The 22,759-nt window shown below is 63.6% G+C and carries 20 protein-coding genes and 1 pseudogene; 12 read left to right on the top strand and 9 right to left on the bottom strand.

Annotated elements, in window-relative coordinates; translation table 11 throughout:
- Positions 1-211: 211 nt before the first annotated feature.
- From PEP31012_RS09705 to PEP31012_RS09715, 3 genes are read left to right on the top strand one after another with little or no spacing between them, the layout of a single operon-like run.
- A complete protein-coding gene (locus PEP31012_RS09705; protein WP_150589141.1) occupies positions 212-1,648 on the top strand; it encodes an NAD-dependent succinate-semialdehyde dehydrogenase in 1,437 nt (478 codons plus the stop codon).
- A 13-nt stretch (positions 1,649-1,661) separates the two neighbouring features.
- Complete coding sequence (locus PEP31012_RS09710; RefSeq protein ID WP_150589142.1) at positions 1,662-1,991, top strand: carboxymuconolactone decarboxylase family protein; 330 nt, start codon at positions 1,662-1,664, stop codon at positions 1,989-1,991.
- A gap of 14 nt (positions 1,992-2,005) precedes the next feature.
- A complete protein-coding gene (locus PEP31012_RS09715) occupies positions 2,006-2,992 on the top strand; it encodes an NAD(P)H-quinone oxidoreductase (protein WP_150589143.1) in 987 nt (328 codons plus the stop codon).
- A 117-nt stretch (positions 2,993-3,109) separates the two neighbouring features.
- Here PEP31012_RS09715 and PEP31012_RS09720 read toward each other — a convergent pair whose 3' ends face one another.
- Positions 3,110-4,243: a DUF72 domain-containing protein gene (locus PEP31012_RS09720; RefSeq protein WP_246171219.1), complete on the bottom strand. Its 1,134-nt coding sequence runs from the start codon at positions 4,241-4,243 to the stop codon at positions 3,110-3,112.
- Positions 4,244-4,558: 315 nt separating this feature from the next.
- Between PEP31012_RS09720 and PEP31012_RS09725 the strand changes: the two genes are divergently transcribed.
- The 5 genes from PEP31012_RS09725 (at position 4,559) to PEP31012_RS09745 (ending at position 10,114) form a co-directional block, all read left to right on the top strand.
- Positions 4,559-4,885 carry a hypothetical protein gene (locus PEP31012_RS09725; RefSeq protein ID WP_150589144.1) on the top strand — a complete coding sequence of 109 codons (327 nt, stop codon included), beginning with the start codon at positions 4,559-4,561 and terminating at the stop codon, positions 4,883-4,885.
- A 302-nt stretch (positions 4,886-5,187) separates the two neighbouring features.
- On the top strand, positions 5,188-6,189 hold the full coding sequence (locus PEP31012_RS09730) for a GGDEF domain-containing protein (RefSeq protein WP_217427125.1): 1,002 nt from the start codon (positions 5,188-5,190) through the stop codon (positions 6,187-6,189).
- Between the two features lie 34 nt (positions 6,190-6,223).
- A complete protein-coding gene (locus PEP31012_RS09735; protein WP_150589146.1) occupies positions 6,224-6,805 on the top strand; it encodes a TMEM175 family protein in 582 nt (193 codons plus the stop codon).
- 202 nt (positions 6,806-7,007) lie between these two features.
- A complete protein-coding gene (locus PEP31012_RS09740; RefSeq protein ID WP_150589316.1) occupies positions 7,008-7,226 on the top strand; it encodes an RNA-binding S4 domain-containing protein in 219 nt (72 codons plus the stop codon).
- A gap of 257 nt (positions 7,227-7,483) precedes the next feature.
- A complete protein-coding gene (locus PEP31012_RS09745) occupies positions 7,484-10,114 on the top strand; it encodes a sensor domain-containing protein (protein ID WP_150589147.1) in 2,631 nt (876 codons plus the stop codon).
- Between the two features lie 48 nt (positions 10,115-10,162).
- Here the strand turns inward: PEP31012_RS09745 and PEP31012_RS09750 are convergent, their stop codons facing one another.
- Positions 10,163-10,396, bottom strand: coding sequence for a DUF3717 domain-containing protein (locus PEP31012_RS09750; protein ID WP_150589148.1), 234 nt, complete (start codon positions 10,394-10,396; stop codon positions 10,163-10,165).
- Between the two features lie 645 nt (positions 10,397-11,041).
- On the opposite strand from PEP31012_RS09750, the gene PEP31012_RS09755 reads away from it, so the two are divergent.
- The 4 genes and pseudogenes from PEP31012_RS09755 to PEP31012_RS09770 all read left to right on the top strand — a co-directional run.
- A complete protein-coding gene (locus tag PEP31012_RS09755; RefSeq protein WP_150589149.1) occupies positions 11,042-11,239 on the top strand; it encodes a hypothetical protein in 198 nt (65 codons plus the stop codon).
- 79 nt (positions 11,240-11,318) lie between these two features.
- On the top strand, positions 11,319-11,663 hold the full coding sequence (locus PEP31012_RS09760; protein WP_150589150.1) for a hypothetical protein: 345 nt from the start codon (positions 11,319-11,321) through the stop codon (positions 11,661-11,663).
- A gap of 473 nt (positions 11,664-12,136) precedes the next feature.
- Entirely contained in the window at positions 12,137-12,448 is a 312-nt protein-coding gene (locus PEP31012_RS09765) for a hypothetical protein (RefSeq protein WP_150589151.1), read from the top strand.
- A 224-nt stretch (positions 12,449-12,672) separates the two neighbouring features.
- Positions 12,673-12,840 (top strand): annotated as a pseudogene (locus PEP31012_RS09770) (rubredoxin); the annotation flags it as partial.
- 64 nt (positions 12,841-12,904) lie between these two features.
- Here the strand turns inward: PEP31012_RS09770 and PEP31012_RS09775 are convergent.
- From PEP31012_RS09775 to pheS, 7 genes are all read right to left on the bottom strand, one after another.
- Complete coding sequence (locus tag PEP31012_RS09775; RefSeq protein ID WP_246171220.1) at positions 12,905-13,159, bottom strand: hypothetical protein; 255 nt, start codon at positions 13,157-13,159, stop codon at positions 12,905-12,907.
- A 220-nt stretch (positions 13,160-13,379) separates the two neighbouring features.
- Positions 13,380-14,963 carry a sensor domain-containing diguanylate cyclase gene (locus PEP31012_RS09780; RefSeq protein WP_150589153.1) on the bottom strand — a complete coding sequence of 528 codons (1,584 nt, stop codon included), beginning with the start codon at positions 14,961-14,963 and terminating at the stop codon, positions 13,380-13,382.
- Between the two features lie 563 nt (positions 14,964-15,526).
- Positions 15,527-17,755 (bottom strand): bifunctional diguanylate cyclase/phosphodiesterase, encoded by a 2,229-nt coding sequence (locus PEP31012_RS09790; protein ID WP_150589155.1) that lies wholly within the window; start codon positions 17,753-17,755, stop codon positions 15,527-15,529.
- A gap of 473 nt (positions 17,756-18,228) precedes the next feature.
- A complete protein-coding gene (locus PEP31012_RS09795; RefSeq protein WP_150589156.1) occupies positions 18,229-18,630 on the bottom strand; it encodes a MerR family transcriptional regulator in 402 nt (133 codons plus the stop codon).
- Between the two features lie 79 nt (positions 18,631-18,709).
- Positions 18,710-19,102 (bottom strand): integration host factor subunit alpha, encoded by a 393-nt coding sequence (locus PEP31012_RS09800; RefSeq protein ID WP_150589157.1) that lies wholly within the window; start codon positions 19,100-19,102, stop codon positions 18,710-18,712.
- 62 nt (positions 19,103-19,164) lie between these two features.
- Positions 19,165-21,603 carry a phenylalanine--tRNA ligase subunit beta gene (pheT, locus tag PEP31012_RS09805; protein ID WP_150589158.1) on the bottom strand — a complete coding sequence of 813 codons (2,439 nt, stop codon included), beginning with the start codon at positions 21,601-21,603 and terminating at the stop codon, positions 19,165-19,167.
- A gap of 84 nt (positions 21,604-21,687) precedes the next feature.
- Positions 21,688-22,701: a phenylalanine--tRNA ligase subunit alpha gene (gene pheS / locus PEP31012_RS09810; RefSeq protein ID WP_150589159.1), complete on the bottom strand. Its 1,014-nt coding sequence runs from the start codon at positions 22,699-22,701 to the stop codon at positions 21,688-21,690.
- Positions 22,702-22,759 lie beyond the last annotated feature (58 nt).

The raw sequence follows: 22,759 nt of genomic DNA on the forward strand, positions 1-22,759 counted from the left end.
ACGGGAAGAATCATTCTCTCCACGCAGGCTAAAACCAGCCGTGCTTCTCACCTAGACTGGGTTCCGCAGACAGGCACTCACTGAGAACTGTGAGCCGCCGCGGTGGCGTCCGTCAGCATCGAGAGGCTTGACAGCGCTGGCTAGCCCCCACCCATTTGGCAGGGCATGCGTGCACATCGATTCGATTACTACTTACTTAAGTGCGAAAACAATGAACACTCACTACGACTCACTCTATCTATTTATCAACGGCGAATGGGTTGCAGCCGGCGAGCGCGATACCGCCCCGGTCATCAATCCTGCCACATTGCAGGAACTGGCACGCTTGCCGCTTGCGACTGCAAACGACCTCGACTTGGCGTTGCAGACGGCAAAGCGCGCATTCGACGTGTGGCGCAATACTGCGCCGGCGGAGCGCGCACGTATTCTTAAAGGCGGCGCGAACCTTATTCGCGAGCGCAGCGCTCACATTGCGGAATTGCTGACGCTTGAAGAGGGCAAGCCGCTCGCCGAGAGCCTTGATGAAGTGCTGCGTGCTGCCGAATACTTCGAATGGTTCGCGGAAGAAGCTCGTCGTATCGACGGTCGCGTTGTACCGTCGAATCGCCCTGGAGTGCAGCAACTGGTGAAGCGGCAGGCCATCGGGCCGGTGGCGGCCTTCACCCCATGGAATTTCCCGGCCATCACGCCGGCTCGTAAGCTCTCGGCGGCACTGGCTGCGGGTTGCAGCGTCATCATCAAACCCGGCGAGGAAAGCCCTGCGACGGCACTCGCGCTTGCCCGCGCACTCGACGATGCAGGTTTGCCCAAGGGCGTGCTTCAGGTGGTCTTCGGCGTGCCCGATGAGGTGTCGAAGACGCTGATTGCGTCGCCGATTATCCGCAAAGTGACGTTCACCGGCTCCCTTCCCATCGGACGACTGCTGGCTGCGCGGGCCGCCGAAGGCGTGAAGCCTATTACGCTTGAACTTGGCGGCCACGGTCCCGTGCTCGTATTTAAGGACGCCGACGTCGAACGTGCTGCTGTCGAAGGCGCTGCTAACCGCTTTCGGGGCACAGGCCAGGTCTGCATCTCGTCAACGCGTTTCCTGATTCAACGCGAGGTCTACGAGCAGTTCGTTGGTCACTTCGTGTCCGCTACCCAGAGGCTCAAGGTGGGCGACGGCATGCAGCCCGGCACGCAAGTTGGCCCGCTCGCGAATCTGCGGCAGATTGCAAAGATGGAAGAGCTCGTCGCCGATGCGGTGGCGCGCGGCGCAAAGGTGCTGATCGGCGGAAAGCGCATCGCGAGCGAGGGCTACTTCTTCGAACCGACCGTGCTCGCCGACGTACCACAGGACGCCCGAGTGATGCATGAGGAGCCGTTCGGTCCCATTGCGGTCTTGATGCGATTCGGCCAACTGGAAGACGGTCTCGCCGAAGCGAACCGCCTGCCGTATGGCCTATCGGCCTATGCGTTCACGAATAACGCGCGCACTGCCATCGACGTTGGCGACGGGCTGGAAGCCGGGATGATTGGCATTAATCAGTACCGCATCGTGTCTACCGAGCTTCCTTTCGGTGGCCTTAAGGAAAGTGGAATCGGCTCCGAAGGTGGTGCCGAAGGCATCGAGTACTACCTTACCAACAAGTTCATCAGTCAAATCTGAGGAGCGAATAATCATGTCAAAAGCCAATTTCGACAGCCCGCGTGAAGCCGCGCGCGCGTTCACACCTAAGCTCGCAGCGCTCGTCGACGATGTGCTGTTCCCGCAGGTCTGGGCCGACCCGGCGCTTTCGCCGCGCGATCGCAGCCTTGTGACAGTCGCCGCATTAATCGTGGGTGGCCACCCAGACGAACTTCCCGCACATCTGCGACGTGCCTTGAGCAACGGCGTCACGCGTGAGGAGCTGGCAGCAATCATTACCCACTTAGCGTTCTACGCGGGTTTCCCGGCCGCCATCTCAGCTTCTGCCGCTGCGCAATCGACGCTCGGCGATGTACAGCCATAACAGGATATGCAACCATGAAAGCCATCACCTTCAACGAATTCGGCGATGCCGATGTTCTGAAACTCGCCGAGGTTTCTGAACCGGAACTGCGCCCCGACGACCTGCTCGTGCGAGTCCATGCGGCTGGTGTGAACCGCGCTGACCTCACGCATCGCCGCGGTGGATACGGCCGGCCGAACTTCGGCGACTCGACCATCATGGGCCTGGAAATCGCGGGCGAAGTACTGGAGGTCGGCGCCTCGGTCAAAGGCTACAAGGTGGGCGACCGCGTCATGGGTGTGGTCGGCGGCGGCGCGTATGCCGAAATCGCACGCATCGACTGGCGTATGGCGATGCCCATTCCGGAGCAGTTGGATTACGTGCACGCGGCGGCTATCCCCGAAGTGTTCGTCACCGCACATGAAGCGATGATGCATCTCGGCCGACTCAAGCAAGGAGACGCCGTGCTCATTCACGCGGCGGCAGGCGGTGTGGGTTCCGCGGCGGTACAGCTCGCATATGCAACCGGAGCCACCGTGTTCGCGACGGCCGAAGGATCGAAGCTCGAACGTGTTGTTCAACTGGGCGCCGACCATGTCATAGACTACCGCACACAGGATTTTGCAGCCTTCGTCGCGCAAAAGACTGGTGGGCGGGGCGTCGATGTTGTGATTGATTTCGTCGGCGAGCCATATTTTGCGCGCAATATAGCTTCGCTCGCGCACGGAGGGCGTCTTGTGCAAGTTGGGATTCTGGGTGGGGGCGGGCAAGTGAGTGTCGACCTGGAGACCATTCTGTACCACCATATCCAGATTATCGGCACGGTCATGAAGTCGCGCGCTCAGGCTGAAAAGCACGCTATGGTCGGGCGCTTCCGTGAACATTGGCTCAACCGCTTCTCCGGTGGCAGGCGCCTCGAACCTGTTGTCGACAGTACGTTTCCTCTGGCGAGGGCTGCCGACGCCCATAGACGCATGGAATCGGCGGAGAATGTGGGGAAAATCATCCTGACGACGAGTTGAGCGGCATCGCCAGGCACTCGGAGACGCTCCAACTTAGATGGCGGAGACTTGTCGAGTTTCGGCCATCTATCGCTGCCGACTGAGTGTCGCTTCATGGCCGATCACCGACATACCACCTCACGGCACGACGGCATCAGCGCCGAGGATGCTCATCAACGACCTCGCGTTGCGCTGCCCCTGATCCTCGTAATTGTTGTTGAACACCACATACACGCGGGCAACCTCCTTGGCGATGACGCGAATCGGATCGACCAGCGCCGCCAGTTCCGCGTCGCGATAGTCATAGTTGAAGCGATCCGACGCTGCGGTGCTATCTCGCACGTTCCACGTTTCTTGATTGCGCCCATGCAGGCGAACGACGGCGGCGAGCGGCGTGGTCGTCGCCCAGACCATCGGAATGCTGTTCGCGAAGCCCTGCGGCTCGTCGACGATCGTGTTGACCCAGCCCAACTCTCGCAGCCACGCCAGTGTCGCCTCGCCGTGCGCCCCGTCGAACCAGCCACGGTGCCGAAACTCCGCCGCCACGCCGTAGCCCTGCATCCGCTGCGCACATACCTCGATGTGCGCCCGGCTCGCGCGATCTCCCGTCAGCCAGGGCGGAAACTGAAAATGCACCAATCCCAGCTTCCCCGCCTGCCGCAACGGAGCGAGCGCCTCGAGATAGCGCCGCCAGATCTCGTCTCTGAGCGTATCGGGAAGGTCCTTGTAGTAGACGTTCGCGCGCGGCCCCGGCGGTAGCTCAGTCTGCAGGTCTCGGGGAAACGCAATACGGGGCGTCTGGTGCCCGGTGAGCAAACGGAATGCCTTGATGTTGAAGACGAACGCGCGCGGCGTGCGCTCGGCCCAAAGCTGCGCGTTGGATGCCGAGGGCATGGCGTAGTAGCTGCTGTCGACCTCGACCATCGGGAACTGGCTCGCATAGTAGCGAAGCCGCGCCTCGGCCGACGTATGCCCCGGTGGATAAAACCGCTTGCAGGCGATCAGCGACTTGTCCGTCCACGACGCCGTGCCGACATACACGTTCGGGCCAGCCGTCGCGGTACTTACCGGAGCATCGGCGGCGGTAGCGACGTCCTCGGCATCGGTGTCGTCGCTGCCGAGGACGTCGCTCACGTCGGTTGCGTCGGTGTCGCTGTCGGTGACGTCGGTGACGTCGCTGCCAACGGTGGCACCGGTTGCGTCAACGCCGTAGGCACTGTCGGGCGCCAGCCAATCGGCCTGCCCCGAGGTGGGCAATTTCACTCGGCTCATGCCAAATCCTCCCGTGGCGGCAAGCGTTGTGTTCGTGCGGTTGCGTTGCGCCAGTATAGGGCGAGCGCGCACGCAAGGCATGGGGACTGGACTAGGACGAACGGGTGCGATACTGCGCGCAGATCTGATCCGGCACGCGTTCCCCGCACCGTGCCGTTTATGCGGCCCGCAGCTCACCCTGCGGGCCGCCTTTTTCGGTTCCCCGCTTTCGTCACGAAGGCCTCCGGCATGTCGCCATGCCGCGCTATCATGGGCCGCTTGCCTTCACGCCAGCCATTACGCCAGCCATCAAGTTACGCCTGCCGAGTGCCCGCCATGACCGAACGCCTGCCCGTCGAACTCTCCAAAGCCTATCGTCCGCTCAATCACGGCCCGACCGTTCTCGTGGGCGGTGCGCACGACGCGCGCCGCAACGTTATGGCCGCCGCCTGGTCGATGCCGCTGGATTTCTCGCCGCCCAAGGTCGCCGTCGTCATCGACCGCAACACGCTCACGCGTGAACGGGGCGAGGCGGCCTGGGCCGACCCAAGCGCGTTGCACAATGGGCACTGGCAGGTCGAGCCCGGTGCGGCGCGCAGCCTTCACTATATTGCCGGCGGCCACTTCTTCGAAACCGGCGAAGCGTTCGAAGTCAAATCATGAGCCACTCCTCGCCTGCGTCACACGATGTCGACACCCCACACGACAGCCCTCAGGACGTCGCGAATGAGGTCGCGCAAGCCGCCCGCGCCCTCTGGCGCACGAACGGCGCGCCCCCGGCCACCGGCGCAACGCCCCCGCATTTGCCAAGTGACGACGGGCGGGGCAGAATTGACGCCGTCCCAGATATCATCGATCGAGAGTCGCCTTTGGCGACCGCCCGTCGCGAAATGACAGCTTCCGGAGCCGACTTCCACGCATCGCATGCCCCCGCGTCCCCGTCGAGGCGGGGCCTGACCTCTGGCGTGCCCCTCGACGAGGCCGAACGTCTCGCAGCGCTGCGCCGTTATGACATTCTCGATACGCCGCCCGAGCCGGCGTTCGACCGCATCGTGCGCCTTGCGTCCTATGTGGTCGGCGCGCCGATCTCGCTGGTCTCGCTGATCGACGAGTCCCGCCAGTGGTTCAAGGCGCGCCAGGGCATCGAAACCACGCAGACCCCGCGCTCGATCGCCTTCTGTGCCCATGCGATTCTCGACGACGACGTCCTCGTCGTGCCCGACGCGCGCGACGACCTGCGCTTCGCCGATAACCCACTGGTGATGGGCGATCCAAACATCCGGTTCTATGCCGGCGCGCCACTGCGCACGCCCGAAGGCCATCGCTTGGGCACCCTGTGCGTGATGGACCGCCGTCCCCGCACACTCGACGACGAGAAGCGTGCCCTGCTCGCGGATCTGTCCGCGCTCGTCGTCGACGCCCTCGAGCTGCGTCGCGTCAACAAAGTGCTGGGTGACATGGCCATGCGCGACGGACTGACCGGCGTGCTCAATCGCCGCGCCTTCCTGATGCAAGCCGAACGTCTGTTTTCCGCAGCGCGCGCTCAGCAGCGTCGTTTGTCCGTGCTGATGCTCGATATCGACCATTTCAAGCGGATCAACGACACCTGGGGTCATGCCGTCGGCGACCGCGTCATCGTGGAGTTGACGCAGATCATGCGCGCCACGCTGCGCAAAGGCACGGCGATCGGTCGCCTGGGCGGCGAGGAATTCGCCGTGCTGCTGCCCGAGGCCGACGCACAACGCGCCATGCAGGCCGCCGAACGCCTGCTCATCGCGATCGGCGGCGCCAGCGTGCCCGGCCCCAGCGGTCCCAAAGTCCCCGCCGGGCCGATCCGCTTTTCCGCCAGCATCGGCATCGGCAGCCTCACCCCCGACGACGCCGAATTCGGCACCCTGCTGCAGCGTGCCGACCGCGCGCTTTACACCGCCAAGCAGTCCGGCCGCAATCGCGTGGCCGTGGCGTGACTCCCACCTGTGACCGACAACCACAACCAACCCCATGGGTAAAAGCCGACTCGAAGCCTTCAGCGACGGCGTGATCGCCATCATCATCACGATCATGGTGCTGGAGATGAAAGCCCCGCACGGCAGCGAACTGGCCGACCTCCTGCCAGTCGCCCCGACGTTCCTCACCTACATCCTGAGCTACATCTACGTCGGCCTGTACTGGAACAACCACCATCATCTTTTCCACGTCGTCCAGCGCGTGTCCGGCAGCGTGCTCTGGGCCAATCTTCACCTGCTGTTCTGGCTGTCGCTGATTCCGTTCGTCACCCACTGGCTCGGGGACAACCATTTCACCGCCTGGCCGACGGCGCTCTACGGCATGGTGCTGTTCATGGCGGCAGTGGCGTACTACCTGCTCACGCGCGCGCTGCTCGGCGTGCATGGCACCGGGGGGAATGTGAAGCTCGCCACCGCCGTTGGACGCGACGTCAAGGGCAAGTTGTCGGTCGTGGCCTACGCGCTTGCCATCGGGCTGGCGTTCGTGGTGCCGGCGTTCTCGCTTGCGTTGTACGCTCTGGTCGCCGCCGTCTGGCTGATTCCGGATCGCCGGATCGAACAAGTGATCGAGTCATAAAGGCGACGCAAGGGGTCGCTCAACGGGGTTGCCATAAGTAACGCCATACCTGGTCGTATTAAGTGGTCGTGTTAAGTGCTCACGTTAAGCGGTCATGTCAGGTGGTCACGTAAAGCGGGAACCGTCAGCGGGCAGCCGGCGGGCGATCGCTGCACGGTGGCAGTCGACGCGCATCGGGTTTTTACGTAGTATCCGCTCCATCATGCAAAACGTAACCTTTGAATTGACAGGCGAATTCGTCGCCCTGAACGACTTGCTCAAACTCACCGGCCTTGTGGATTCGGGGGGCGCCGGCAAAGTGATGGTGGCCAGCGGCGCGGTCAGTGTCGACGGCCAGCGCGAGACGCGCAAGACCTGCAAGATCCGCGCCGGTCAGACGGTGTCGGTCGATGGAGTGCGCATTCGCGTCAAAGCGGCTTGATATCTCCGGCGTCCCCCTGAAGTTTGCTGCATCCACCGAAGCCGCCTGAGATTTGCTGAGGTTCACTGAGGCCGGCCGGGGATAGCGGCACGTCAACCCATGCGCTTATTGCCCGGAACGGCGTCGACATGTCACGCCCTCCCGGTTTCCCCCACGTGAGCCTGCCCTCGCAGGTCGCTATACTTGAAAGCGATTTTGGCGTGTCAGCCCAAGTCACACCCGACAATGTCCACAGGACGTCCGAGGAGGCCGTTGTGATGGTCGTGCCCGGTTCACCGTCCGTCGCCGGCGCCGCGCCGGGGCGCGAAGCGCTGCTCGCGGCGCTCGACCATTCGCTGGGCATGCTCACGCTTACGCCCGATGGCATCGTCGTCGATGTCAACGACAAGCTGCTCGGCATGTTCGGCTACGCGCGCGCCGACCTGCTCGGTCAGTCGCACACCCTCCTGTGCGACCCCGGTGATCCCACATGCGGCGACGCCCTCGCCAACGTCACCCACACCCGCCGCTCGCACTCCGGGCAAGTCCGCCGGCGTCGCCGCGACGGCAGCCCGATCTGGCTCGACGCTACCTACAACCCGGTCATCGACGACGAGGGCAAGCTCGCCTTCGTGATCAAGCTCGCAATCGACGTGAGCGCGCATGTGGAGCGTCAAGCGGCCGACGACGCCCGCCTGCATCTGCTCTCGCTCGGCGTCGATGAGACCGACAACGCCGTGCTCATCACCGACGCGCAGGGTGACGTGTGCTATGTGAACGCGGGGTTCACGCGCATGTTCGGCTACGCCGCGAACGAGGTGATCGGTCAGTCCGCCAACGTCCCCGCCGGCGAGACACCGGTGGGGGAGTTCGCCGATGGCGCGTCGGCCGTCGATGTAAAAGACGCCCTCGCGAACTACCTCGTTTCCGCTCGCGACGGCCGCAGTTGCCATAGCGAGGTGCTCGTGCGCACGGCGCAGCGCCAGCCCCTGTGGGTGTCCGTGGTGACGAACCCGATTCTCGACGCGAACGGCCAGCTCATCAACGCCGTGGTGCTGTTCACCGACATCACGCAGTCGAAGATTCAGGAAGTGCTGCAGCACAAGGCGCTCGCCGCGATGGTACGCGATGCGCCCCTCGTTGAGGTGCTCACGCTCATCTGCCGCGAACTGGAGCAGATCGCTCCCGAGGTCGTGGCCTCGGTCGTGCGGGTCGACGCCGAAGGCCGGCTGCGTCCGCAGGCAGGGCCAAGCCTGCCCGCGCAGTATCACAAGTGCATCGACGGCCTGGCCATCGGACCGAATGTGGGCACCTGTGGCACGGCGGCGTTCCAGGCACGCCCGGTGATCGTGACCGACATCGCGCACGACCCGCGCTGGGCCGATTTCCGCGACATGGCGGCCGAATTCGGACTGGCCGCGTCGTGGGCCATGCCCATCATCGCGAACGACGGGCGGGTGCTCGGGGTGCTCGGTTTCTATTACCGCACGCCTCGCGGCCCGGACGCCCTGCATGAGCGGCTCGTCGACGTCTGCGTGCATCTGTGCAAACTGGCCTTCGAGCGCGACGAGTCGCGCACGCGCATTCGTCAACTGGCGTTCTCGGACAACCTCACCGGCCTGCCCAATCGAAGCATGCTCGGCGTGCTCGCGGCGCAGGCCATCGCCAGCGCGGCAGAATTGAACGCGCGCATGGCCGTCATCTTTATCGACCTCGATCGCTTCAAGCAGGTCAACGACTCGCTCGGCCATCAGGCGGGCGACGCCCTGCTGCGCACGATCGCCCAGCGGCTGCGACGCTCGCTGCGCGGCGCCGATATCGTCGCGCGTCTGTCGGGCGACGAGTTCGTGGCCATGCTCACCGAGTGCGATCCCGAGCGGCTCGATATTGCCCTCGAGCGCATGCGCAGCGCGTTGCGCGCGCCGTGCCAGATCGATGGCGTGACGCTCGCGCCGTCGGGCAGCTTCGGTATCAGCCTGTATCCGAATCACGGCAAGGCATTCGACATCCTGCTGCAACGCGCCGACATGGCAATGTATCAGGCGAAGATGACCAGCCCGGGCAGCGTGCGCTTCTATCACGAAGACATGAACCTCCACGCGCAGGAGCGGCTCGAGCTGGAGACCGCCATGCGCGACGCCCTGCACCAAGGCAAGCTCCAGCTTTTCTATCAGCCGCAGATCGATCTGTCCGACGACTCGGTCTACGGCGCGGAGGCGCTGACGCGCTGGACGCATCCGCAGTACGGCGACGTGTCGCCATCGCGCTTCATTTCTCTGGCGGAGGAATGCGGCCTGATCGGGGAACTGGGCACCTGGACACTGCGCGAGTCATGCCGCCAGTTGGCAGATTGGCGCCAGCGTGGCGTGGGCATCGGCAACGTGTCCGTCAACCTGTCGCCGACCAATTTTCACGATCACAACCTGCCGCGCACGATTGCCGACGCTCTGGCCGATCACGATCTGCCACCGTCGTGCCTGGCCATCGAAATCACGGAAAGCGTGCTGATGGACCACAACCCGAGCACGCTGCGCATCATCGAGGAAGTTCACGGCATGGGCGTACGGCTGTCGATGGACGACTTCGGCACCGGCTACTCGAGTCTGGGCTATCTGCGTCGCCTGCCGGTCTCCGAGCTCAAGCTCGACCGAAGTTTCGTGCACGACATCGCCCGCGACGAGACAGTCCGGGCACTGACCAATGCCATCATCAGCATCGGGCGCAATCTGCACCTGACCGTTGTTGCGGAAGGGGTGGAGGACGAGGCCCAGCGTGCGCTGCTCGTCGCCCAGGGGTATCGCGTGGCGCAGGGGTATCTGTTTGCCCCCGCGCTGTCGGCCGTCGACCTCGAATGCTGGCTCGAACGATGGTCGACACGGCCCCCCTCGCCGTCGCCCCGGCTCTCCTGAAACGTCCTGGAAGGCGGAAGGCCGTGGAATGCCCGGCCTCATCCCGAATCACGGCGCGAGACCCAGCTCCATCTGATGTAGCGCCGTCTCGATGGCCTGGCTTTGCTCGGCGTCGAGCGTATCGGCGGGAATGCTCGTCTCACGCCGGTAGATCATCTCGCCATAAATGTTGGCCAGCGCTCGCGCCGACTGACACAACGACCAGTGGCTGTCGGCGGCCTGACGGCCAGTCCAGTAGTTGATCGCCTGCTCGATGTCGGCGATGGAGTAGTTGGCTTTCATGAGGGGTTCTGTCTCGCCGTGGAGTGGAATACTGTAATTATATACAGCACTCACGAAATCGGTAAATTGCCCATGTCATGGTCGGGTCGGGTCGGGTCCGCGTCCGCGCATGCGTCGATACATCGATACGTCGACACGTCGACACGTCGACACGTCGACACGTCGATTCTCAGGCGCACGTTTCGGAACTGCAACACTTGATATCAGGCCATCGGTGCATGTGTGCCATCACGTCCCCACATTCCTTGCAAAATCATTCACTTACCGATTCCGGCACGATATTGGCTTTAGCTTCGTGAAAACACCGCGCAGCCGCTTGCAATACTCGCCCTGCACGGCGTCCCAACGATCGCCCCGACGGAGCCCGCCATGCCGCCGAGACACGCCAGGCCACAAGTCCCGCCCGCTTTTTCACCCACTTTCCCGCCCGCCGGTCGTCATATGGCATGGCTTCGGTTCGGCTTCGTCATACTCAGCATGCTGATCGCGTCCGGTGCAACCCGGGGCCACGCCCAGGCCATGCCACCGGGCACGGCACCCGCCGATCCCTTTCATCAACCATGCGTTGCCGTGCGTGCCTCGCCGGAAGCGTCCGTCCCGGGTGAGCGTGGCACGCGTCACGGCTTGGCCGTTCCGCGGAGAATCATGACAACGCCAGCCGCCGAGCGCGTGGTTCGAAAGCAATATGTCGACCTCGACAACCGCTGTGCGACACCGCCAGCGTTCGCGCCGACGCGTGACGTCGACTCGACCGCCGTCTGGCATGTGGACGCCCCCGCAGACGACATGCATGCGGCCGCAAGACCCTCTGCGTTCCCCACCTTGCACGCTCGCAAGTCCTGAGCGCTGCCGCGCGGCGTTTGCTATCCTGCGTCTTTCGCACGCCCGCGTCGTTGCGCCCCCCTGCGTTTCCGGAATCTCAATGCCTGCCAATCCCCCAAACAAGCCGGGTACGCCCGCCACGCCTGCCACGTCCAACACCGCCGACAAGTCTCGCAGCGCCAAGCTTTCGCCCGGCGGTGCCCTGCCGCCACCGGGCGCGTTGCCGCTCGCCTGGATCGGGTTGCTGGCCGCTGCCGCCTGGGTGCTCAAGAGCCCACATCCCACCTGGGCCGTCGGCGTGATGTGTCTTTGCGCCGGCCTGATTTCATCATTCGGTGCACGTCGTCGCGGCCGCGGTCCATGGCCCGCCTTCTTCACGGGTCTGCTCCCCGTTGGTGTCGCACTGTTCTTCGCGCTGCTGATGCTGCGCCCGCTCTTTCGGTGACGACGCGGCGTCGGTGCGGTGTCGGTGCGTGTGACTGACCGGCGCCGATCGGCGTTACACGCTCGGCGATCGCCGAACGCCGAACGCGCGACGAGTTACCCACAGGTTCTGTGGATAACCCACTGGATAACCCGCCCCCTGTCTGCTGAAAGGCCCGTCGTTACAAGCTGTCAAGAGGATTGCCCGTTTCAGCGTCAGCCTTGGATAAATTTTTTAAGCTTGACGTTTCACCGCGCTTCTGTGCGCACGTATTACAAACCGTTACGGCTTTGACGTGACGCAAGCCCGTGGGAAATCACGCGGCGATTCGCGCGAAAAGCGGGGGCTTCGCGCGCAGGAGAGGGTTCGCAGCGCAAGCGAATCGGCCTATGATGGAATCGTGCGATAACTCGCCATGCATGACTTGGGATCCTCACAGGATCCGCGGTTCAGCGGCCGTTTCGCTTTCCAGTAACTTCGGGAGAACGTCTCGTATGACCCAATCCGACAAGCCGTCCGTTACCCCTGCCCCGTCGCCTGCCGACGCGTCCACGACCGAAGCGGAGCGCGTCCATCTGGACGACCTGCTCGCGCGTCATTCGGTCACGGAAACGGTCGACCGCGCGTCCGTCATCGACTTGATCAACGAGTTACGCTCGCCTGACGTGAAGACGGCAGAAGACCGTGATCGGGTCGTCAAGGAAAGTCGCTTGTGGCGGGAGGTATCCCATCGCGACACCGCGATTTCGCTGCTCAATTCGCTTGCACAGATGGCGCCGATCTTCCTGAACCAGATTCACTGGTAATGTTTGGCGCGCCGGTCGCCGCCGGCGCGCCTGCCCCCTCCGTTCGCTCCCTCGCCGCTCCCTGATTCGCACCTGCCGCGCCCGTCCATTGATCTGGATTAACGTTGCGTGCGCACACCCTGGTCCGCGGGCGGGACGTCGCGCTGCGCTTGCCTTACAATGCGGGTCGCTCACGTTATCCCTGTTGCCTCGACACCATGACGACCCTGCTGGACACCCCGACCGAATTCAAGCGCTGGATCTGCCTGATCTGCGGCTGGATCTACAACGAAGCCGAAGGCGCGCCGAACGACGGCCTCGCCCCCGGCACGCGCTGGGTCGACGTACCGGCCGACTGGCGCTGCCCGGAATGCGACGTCGCCAAGGACGATTTCGCGCTGTCGGAGTTCTGAGTGCGGTAACGACCGCGCACGGGACGCCGGGGCCGGGCGCTCAGCCCGCCCCGTCGGTGCCATCTCAGTGATGCCATCCCCATCCGCGACCCCATCCGCGGCCCCGGCCGTGCCATCCGCGGTAATATCCACCGCCGTAGTAGCCGCCCGATATCCCGAACGTCACCACGGGCGCAGGCGCGACTGCGTAGCCCGGCGCATAGCCATAACTGTCGTAATACGCGTTGCCGTACGCCGGAGAACCATAGGGCACGGCAACGCAACCGGCCATCATCACGGCGACGGCAGCGCCGCCTGCCAGCCAAAGTAATCGTTTCACGATAACGTCTCCCGCATGAGCTGTTCGAGTCGCGAGCGACGAGCATCGACCACCGGCCATCGGCAGGTCGTCGAGCCTCGCAGCCCTTGTTGACTCATTAGACACGCGGGTTCCCGTGAAATGCGCGCGGGACGCAGCTTCTTTGGTTACCAAACGTGACATTGGTAACCACGACGCAATATGACGTGCAGCCCCTGCCCGAGGGGCCGCCGGTCCCGGCTCAGAACACCCAGCAACGGTCGCGACCGGCGCGTTTCGCGCGGTACAGCGCCATATCGGCGCGCTCGACCATGGACATCGGCGAATCGTCGTCCTGCCACTCGGTGATGCCGAAACTCGCCGAGAACCGCAGCGGCGGCTCACTACCCTCCAGCGATTCACGCTTGCAGCGCTCGCGGATGCGATCCGCGACACGCAGCGCGTCGCGCTCGCTCGCCCCCGGCAGCAGAATCGCGAACTCCTCGCCACCGATGCGGCCGATCAGGTCGTCGCCGCGCAACGTCGACGAACAGACCAGCACGAAACGGCACAGCACCTGATCGCCGATGGCATGCCCATAGGTGTCGTTGATGGACTTGAAGAGATCGAGATCGGCGACGATGAGGCTCATCGGCTCGTTCTTGCGCTGCGTGCTTTCCAGCAACCGCTCGAAACGATGAAAGAAGTAGCGCCGCGTAAGGCTGCCCGTCAGTTCGTCATAACTCGCCTCGAAGGCCAGTTGATGATTGGCTGCGCGCAGTGCCTCGTTCGACTGACGGGCGACACGATGCTGCGCCCGCTCACGCCAGTACGTCCAGAGCGCGAGGGCCACAATGACGACACCGCCCAGATACAGCAGGAAACACAATGCCAGATCCTTGGCATGCTCGCGCGTAAGCGCCTCCCAGGCGTCGACGCCTTCCACCGCGTAGACGGTCAGGCCGTTGCTCGAACTCGGACGCGACGTGATCACGAACGGCTTGCGGAACTCGCCGAACGCCGACATCCGCGCCAGCAATTCCTGCGGCACCCAGGCGTTCGAGCGGCCGGGGGCGCGCTTGAACTGCGAGATGGGCATGCGTGCGAAGTCGTCACGCTGATACAACGCCCGCCGCTGGGCGGCGGAGAGCGCCCCCAACTTGCCATCGAGCATGAAGCGATTTTCAAAGCGCGGGTCGTTCGCCATGATGACCACGCCGTTGCCGTCCGCGATGAACGATTCGCCACTGCCTACCCAATGACGCAAACGTCGGAGTCCGATCTTGGTCATCACGACACCGATCAGCGCGCCTTGGCGATACACCGGAACGCTGAAATAAAGGCCCGGCGCCTGATGCTCCCAGCCTGCGGCATAGCTCTCGAAGCGTCCGCCCAACAGGGCATTGGTGACGTAGGGCATGTCGGCCACCGACTGTCCGATCGGCGATGGCCCATCGTTGAAATTGCTCGCGGCCACACAGATGCCGTGGGCATCGATCAGCCACACCCGGTCAACACCGAAGTATCCCTGAGCGCCTAGCAGAAACCTGTTGGCGCGATCGACCATCTCGGGGGGCGGTGCCCCGCCGCCCGGCGGGCGCAGAACGTCGCGCAGCAAATCCACTTCGGCCAACGTCGAGGGGATGGCGCGCACCATCGCCAGATCGGTGTTGATCGCGTGAATCATGCCGTCGGCGACACGGTCGGCCACCATTTGCCCGGCGTCGACGCTCTGGGCAAGCTTGTCGCCGACCAGCGACGTGGCGGTGCGGTCCGCCGCAACCCAGCAGGCGACCAGCACGCCAACCGAGACGCTGGCAGCATAAAGCCAATGCCTTATCCTCATCCGAAAATCAAACGCTCGTTCTAATATTATTCACTTCTTACGTTGGCGAAATATGCGCCGCATTCGTGTCGCGTTTCTGTCATTTCCCCGGACAGAAGTTCTGGTCGCGACTGGCCGCCCTGGTGCCAGCGAATTACCGCCAATTCTGGTCTGCGCGTCGAACTCGTTCCCCCTTTTGTCCCCCTTTCCCGACCCCCGGCCTGTCGCGCCCCGCGCCGTCGGATCCTGACCGCCCGCATTGTCCACCCCGACAATGGCAGGCGGTTGACACCCTGCCTCCCTCGCCTTCAAGCGGGCTTCGCGACGGCCCGCCGCCGTTCGCACTCGCCGCACTTCCCGCTCACGCCTCTTACACCTCTTGCGCCTCTTGCGCCTCTTATAGCGCTTATGCCACTTATGGCGCTTATGCCGACCGGATTCATCCCGCGAATCGGGCAATTTTATAGCACACCGACGATCAAACTGTAGCGACGAACATCAAATCACGAATATATTACGAATGCCTATTTAATCTATTAATTAGCTGAATACTTCGCTCGTCTACCTTGCCGCATTGCCTCGCTTTAACGGCAGATACCCAAACGCGCGATGACCGAATCAAGCTGATCGATTTCCACTGGCCGCGAGAATAAGTAACCCTGTGCGCACAGCGGCACGAAATGACGCAGCCAATCCAGTTGCCGATCGTTCTCCACACCCTCGACAATCAGTTCAATACCCAGCGAACGCGCGATGTTGACGATGTTCGAAATCATCAGACACGAGCGTGACGAATCGGGAATCGATTCCACGAATGAGCGATCGACCTTGAGGGTGTCGACAGGAAATCGGGTCAGGTAGGATAACGAGGAGTATCCGGTACCGAAGTCGTCCAGCGCGATGCGTAGCCCGGCGCGCTTGAATTGCTCGATTCTCATCTCCACGAGCGCCGGGTTCCGGATCATGACCGACTCGGTGATTTCCAGCTCCAGACGATTCGGCTCGATCGCGTATGCCCGCAAGAGACGCTCGACCAGTTCGCCAATGTCGCCGCGCCAGAATTGGACCGACGAGACATTGACAGCCAGCCGCAGCGACGCCATCGGCGTGTCTCGCCACGCGGCCAGTTGACTGCAAGCCTGCGCCAGCACGTACTCGCCGATGGCGACAATCTGCCCGGTCGTTTCCGCCAGGGGAATGAAGTCGCCTGCGCTCAACACGCCTCGCTCCGGGTGACGCCAGCGAATCAACGCCTCCATGCCACGCACGCAGTCGGACTCGAGCGCGACGATGGGTTGATAGGCGAGGAAGAATTCGCCGTTGGCCAGCGCCTGCTCCATCTGGCGCTCCCACACGACGAGCTGATGCGCCTGATACGTCATCTGCTGCGTGTAGACGCGCACGATACTCTTGCCGGCCTCCTTGGCCGAGTACATGGCCAGATCGGCCTTCTTGATGAGATCGGCTTCGGTTTCTTCCAGCGTCGACCAGAACGTCACGCCAATACTCGCGTGCAACGCGAAAGACGTGCCGTCGGCCACCATCGGCGACTTGAGCGTGGCAAGCAGTGTCTCGCCCAGCGCTTCGGCGCTATCCGGCGCCCCGTCGCCTGCGAGCAGCACCATGAACTCGTCGCCGGCAAAACGCGCCAGCATGGCGTTTGGCGGCATGCACGGGGCAAAGCGTTCAGCGACCTGCCGAATGATCTCGTCACCCTGGGTATGGCCCAGCGTGTCGTTGACGCTCTTGAAGTTGTCCAGGTCGATGTGCAGCAACGCCACCTTGCCGACCTGATCAGGCGTGGCCAGTGCACGCCGCAGCGACTCCATCATCGCGTAGCGATTCGGAAGTCCGGTAAGCGCGTCGAACGAGATCAGACGCGTGAGCTGCTGGTCGCGACCGATCAGCCGCTGCATGAGGTAGGCAATCAGCGCGAAGAACACGATGAGTGCGACCGACACGAAGGTGGCCATCGTGAGATAGACCCGCGCCACATGCCGGTGCTCAGCCAGCGCCTCTTCCACCGACAAACCGACCTGAACCGCCAGCGGATAATCGCGCAGATGCCGGTAAGCCACGATGCGCTCGACGCCGTCGATGGGATCGCGCTGGATGCCGGAGGTGCGTTGCGCGGCCGAGAACGGCGGCAGTTCCCCCGTGCCGGTGACAGCAACGCCGGCGCCGGTGCTGCGCGCGAGCATCGCACCGTCGTCGGCAATGACGGCGACCTCGCCATACTGGCCAAGCACGGCGTTCGTGTAGAAGTCCGTAGTGAAGTAGTCCGGCGCCTGCGACACGATCACGACACCTGCGAAGCTGCCGTCGGGATGATTGAGCCGCCGAGTGAACTGGAGCACCCACTTGTGCGACACGCGCCCGAGCACGGGATGACTGATGAACAAGTTGTCGTTCGCGAGCTCCTGATGCACGCGGAAGTGCTCCCGGTCGGCAATGCTGACGCCGATGCCGCCGGCTATCGTCGTGGCGATGATGTCGCCCTTCGCATCCGCCAGACTGACCTGCACCATGAAGGGGTCCTTGACCGTCCCTTCAACGAGAGAGCGCTTCAGATCGAAGGTCCCGTGACGTCGCTCGAACTCGTATTTCACGAAACGGGTCAGTTGATCAACCTGACGGATGGCGCGCAGCGTATGTTGCTCGAGCGCCGTCGCGACCGTCGATGCCGAGCCGGCCGCGTCGCGCAGAATGGCCTCGCGTTCAATGGCGATGCGCCAAAGCACAGCCGTCCAGACAAGGGCCAGAATCAGGAGACCGAAAATCAGAATCGCGGCGATCGAGCGACGCGGCGCCATCCAACTTCCCTGTCGCGCTCCCATTGTGCTCGGTTCCGCCATAGGTCGAGATCCTTTCAGCCCTTGTGCGCAAGCGCGCGCGAAAGTCGGTGTTGGCCCGGTCGTCAATAGGATCCAGCGGTCGTCGCTCACGCACGCCATGGTTTCCGGCAAGTGTAAGGCAATCGAGGCGCCCCCGGAAGTCATTCGGTACGTGCGCATTCGGGAGGCCGCGTTGGGTGAGGTTGGGCGCGAACGCCCCCGCCTCGCGGCGTCTCATATGTCGGATTACGGATATTTCGGCAACCGCCGCATCAGGAGAATCCCGGGGTTCAACGCCCCGGTCGGGCCGCACAACGGCAGCCGAGCGCCACTGGGAGCGTCACACGCCCTCGCTACCGAGCGGTCACTGCCAGCGACGCTGGAATCGCTTAACACAACGGCCTCGGGGCGGAGAGCGCGAGGCAAGCCGCTACCCAGGCGCCCCTACTTGCTCAAGACTTGAGCAGATCGATAATGGCTTCCAGCCGGCGACGCAGATCATCGACGTCGACCGCGCCCTCGAATTCAGCCAACGGCGCCGGCTCGCCCGCGAGCCCGGCGGCCGCCCCCGTCGCACTCGCACGGGGACCGCGCGGCGTATCGGCTTCGAGACGGTTACGTGCCCCGTTGATGGTGAAGCCCTGCTCATAGAGCAACTCCCGGATACGCCGGATCAGCAGGACTTCATGGTGTTGGTAGTACCGTCGGTTACCGCGCCGCTTGACCGGGCGCAGTTGCGTGAACTCCTGCTCCCAGTAGCGCAAAACGTGCGGCTTGACGCCGCACAGCTCGCTCACCTCACCGATGGTGAAGTAACGCTTTGCGGGAATCGGCGGCAAGGCAACGTGATCCATCGCGGCGTGAGCGGAATGGGACGACGGTTAAACTGCGAAGGAGAAACCAGCGGCCGCCACAGAATGCGGCGGCCGGAAATTACTTGCTCAGTACGCCGGATTCCACCATCGACTTGAGCTTCTGGCTGGCGTGAAAAGTGACCACGCGACGCGCCGCAATCGGAATGGCTTGACCTGTCTTCGGATTCCGACCGGGTCGTTGCGGCTTGTCGCGCAACTGGAAGTTACCGAAGCCGGAGAGCTTGACGCTGTCGCCGGATTCCAGCGCGTCACGGATCGATTCGAAAAACGCCTCGACCATATCCTTCGCTTCTCGCTTGTTCAATCCGACTTGCTCGAACAGCAGCTCGGCCAGTTCGGCCTTGGTCAGCGTAGGCGCTTCGGTCGAGACCTCGTTCGTGTCGCTGCGGCCCAGCGCGATGCGCTGCGCCGCGAGCATGGCTTCAAATTCACCAGGATTCATTTCGTTCATACGTCTCACGCGATGGCGATGACAGTGCGATAACCCACTCGCAAGCGGATGCTAACCAAGTTTCAGGCGCGCAAACGTGCGCCAAACCCTTCTACCCGTTGTACCAGTGCGTTGATCGCGCTCTGGACCGTCTCGTCCTGCAACGTACCCGAGGGGTCTTGCAGAGTAACACGAAACGCCACGCTTTTGTCCTGCGCCCCCAGCGAGCCCGACGCTGCGCCGGCCTTCGGGCGGAACTCGTCGAACAGGCGGACCGATTGCACCACGCTGCATGCCGGATCGTCATGACGCGCCGCCAGCATGGCGTCGATCAGACCCTGTACCGGCTGCGCCTGATCCACCACCAGCGCGATGTCACGCGTGACCGGCGGGAACTTCGAGATCTCTTCGTAGCTCGCGACGTCGCGCACCAGCAGCGCTTGCGCCTCGATCTCGAACAGCACCGGCGCATGCGGCAGGTCGTACTTCTGCTGCCAGCGCGGATGCAGCTCGCCGAGGATCCCGACACGCTTGCCATCGACTTCGATCGCCGCACTGCGTCCCGGATGCAACGCTGGGTGGTCGGCCTTGACGAAACGTGCCGTGCGCGGCGACAACAGCGCTTCGAGATCGCCCTTCACGTCGAAGAAATCGACCTGGCGCGTTGCCGCGCCCCACTGCTCGTCGAGCACCGGGCCGTAGGCCAGCGCCGCGACCGTGAGCGGCTGACGATAGCCGCCAACGCTCAGCTCGCCCGACGCGACCGTGTTGTCGCGATGATAAGTACGCCCGATTTCGAACACGCGCACGCGCGACGCCTTGCGGTTCAGGTTGTAGCGCGTGGCCGCGATCAGACTGCCGATGAGCGTCGAGCGCATCACGGCGAGGTGGCTGGCGATCGGATTGAGCAGCTTGATGGGATTGTCGTTGCCGGCGAAGTCGGCTTCCCACTCGACGTCCACGAAGCTGAAGCCAACCGTCTCGTGATAGTCGCGCGCTGCCACGGCATGACGCACGGCATGCTGCGAGCGGCGGCCTTCCTGCGTCGGACGCATTTCGCTCGCGGCGACCGGCGGATTGGCCGGAATGCGATCGAAACCATAGATGCGTGCGATCTCTTCGATCAGATCCTCTTCGATCTCGATGTCGAAGCGATACGACGGCGGCGTGACACTGAACACGCCGTCTTGCAGCGTGAACGGCAGCCCCAGCCGCGTGAAGATGGCGCTCATCTCCGCCTCGGCAACCGGCACCCCCAGAATCTTGACGGCGCGTGCGACGCGCAGGGTCACCGGCTGACGCTCGGGCAACTTCGCGACGTGATCTTCCAGCGGACCGGCCTGGCCGCCGCAGATATCGAGCACCAGTTGTGTGGCACGCTCGAGCGAGCGCACATTGCCTGCGAAGTCGACGCCACGCTCGAAGCGGTGCGAGGCATCGCTGGTGAAGTTGTATTTGCGCGCACGGCCCTGAATCGCCTGCGGGAAGAAAAATGCGCCTTCGAGGAAGATGTTCTGCGTCTCCAGACCCGCTTTGGTCGAGTCGCCGCCCATGATGCCGGCAAGCCCGATCGGACCGCTGGCGTCGGTGATGGCGAGCACGCTTTCGTCGAGCGTCACGGTCTGTTCGTTGAGCAGCTTGAGCGTTTCTCCCGCACGCCCGAAGCGCACGTCGATCCCGCCTTGCAGACGGTTCAGATCATAGACGTGCAGCGGCTGCCCCAATTCGAGCATCACGTAATTGGTGATATCGACCAGCGCAGAAATACTGCGCTGACCGGCGCGCTCGAGGCGCTCGACCATCCAGCGCGGCGACGCCGCGGCAGCGTTCACGTTGCGGATGATACGGCCACCGAAGCGTCCGCAACCTTCCGGCGAACTGATGCGCACCGGCAGTGTGTCGGCGATCGTCGCGGGCTGGGCGCCCTGGCCCGGCAAGTCCTTGAGCGGCGCGCCGGTGATGGCGGCGACTTCGCGGGCGATACCCAGCAGCGACAGGCAATCGGCCTTGTTCGGGGTGAGCTTGACGACGAACACCGTGTCGTCGAGATCGAGATACTCACGGATGTTCATGCCAACCGGGGCATCATCGGGCAGGATCATCAGACCGCCATGGTCTTCCGAGAGCTTGAGCTCGCGCGCCGAGCACAGCATGCCGAAACTCTGCACGCCGCGCAGCTTGCCGATCTTGATCTGGAACGGGGCACCGCCGGCTTCGGCCGGGGGCAAGGCCGCGCCCACGGTCGCGCACGGCACCTTGATGCCCGGCGCCACGTTGGGTGCGCCGCACACGATGGTGAGCGTCTCGCCGGTGCCGGCATCGACCTGACAGACGTTCAGGCGGTCAGCATCCGGATGCCGGGCGACGTCGAGCACCTTGGCCACGACCACGCCGGTAAACGGCGGGGCCACCGGGTCGGTTTCCTCGACCTCGAGCCCGGACATCGTCAGGGCATGCGCCAACGCGTCCGTCGACAAATCCGGGTCGACCAGGGTACGCAGCCACGATTCAGAGAATTGCATGGATCAGTTCGCTCGCAGTTAAGTCTTCACATCCGAGAGCCCGGCGGCAGCGGCGTCGCGCCAGTCCGGGGCCGTCGGCATCGATTACATGAATTGGCGCAGGAAGCGCAGGTCGTTCTCGTAGAACAGGCGCAGGTCCTGCACGCCGTAGCGCAGCATCGTGAGACGCTCCAGCCCCGAGCCGAACGCGAAGCCGATGTAACGCTCCGGGTCGAGTCCCATATTGCGCACGACGCTCGGATGCACTTGCCCCGAGCCCGAGATCTCCAGCCACTTGCCCGCGTTCTTGCCGGTCTCGAACTGCATGTCGATTTCGGCGGACGGTTCCGTGAACGGGAAATACGACGGGCGGAAACGCACTTGAATGTCGTCGCGCTCGAAGAACTTGCGCAGGAAGTCGGTGTACACACCCTTCAGGTCGGCAAAGCTGATGTCTTCGGCAATCCACAGGCCCTCGACCTGGTGGAACATCGGCGAGTGCGTGGCATCGGAGTCGACGCGGTACGTGCGGCCCGGCGCGATCACCTTGATCGGCGGCTTGTTCATGCGCGCGTAACGCACCTGCATCGGGCTCGTGTGCGTGCGCAGCAGCAACGGCTTGCCGGCGTCGTCGTTCCCTTCGATGTAGAACGTGTCCTGCATCGAACGCGCCGGGTGATTCTCCGGGCTGTTCAGTGCCGTGAAGTTGAACCAGTCGGTTTCGATTTCGGGGCCATCAGCCACGTCGAAGCCAATGGAGCGGAAAATCTGTTCAACGCGCTCCCAGGTGGTGAGCACGGGGTGCAGGCTGCCAGCGCCCAGGCCTCGGCCGGGCAGCGTGACGTCGACGGCCTCGGCAGACAAGCGCGCGTCGAGCAGCGCGTCGGCCATGGCCTGACGGCGCGCCTGCAGGGCGCCTTCGATCTGTTGCTTGGCCGCATTGATCCGTGCGCCCTCATGCTTGCGCGCGTCGGGATCAAGCTTGCCGAGGCCCTTGAGCAACTCGGTCAGTTGGCCGGTCTTGCCAAGAAAGCGGGCTTTCTCGTTTTCCAGCGCGGCGGCGTCGGGAGCGGCGGCGAACGCACGCTGCGCTTCGCTGACGATAAGTTCCAGATCCATATGCTACAGACTCAAGTTAGGCGGTCGAGATGGCCGCATGTACCATGCGAAAAACAAA

This window comes from Pandoraea eparura, from assembly GCF_902459725.1.
GTDB classification, from domain to species: domain Bacteria; phylum Pseudomonadota; class Gammaproteobacteria; order Burkholderiales; family Burkholderiaceae; genus Pandoraea; species Pandoraea eparura.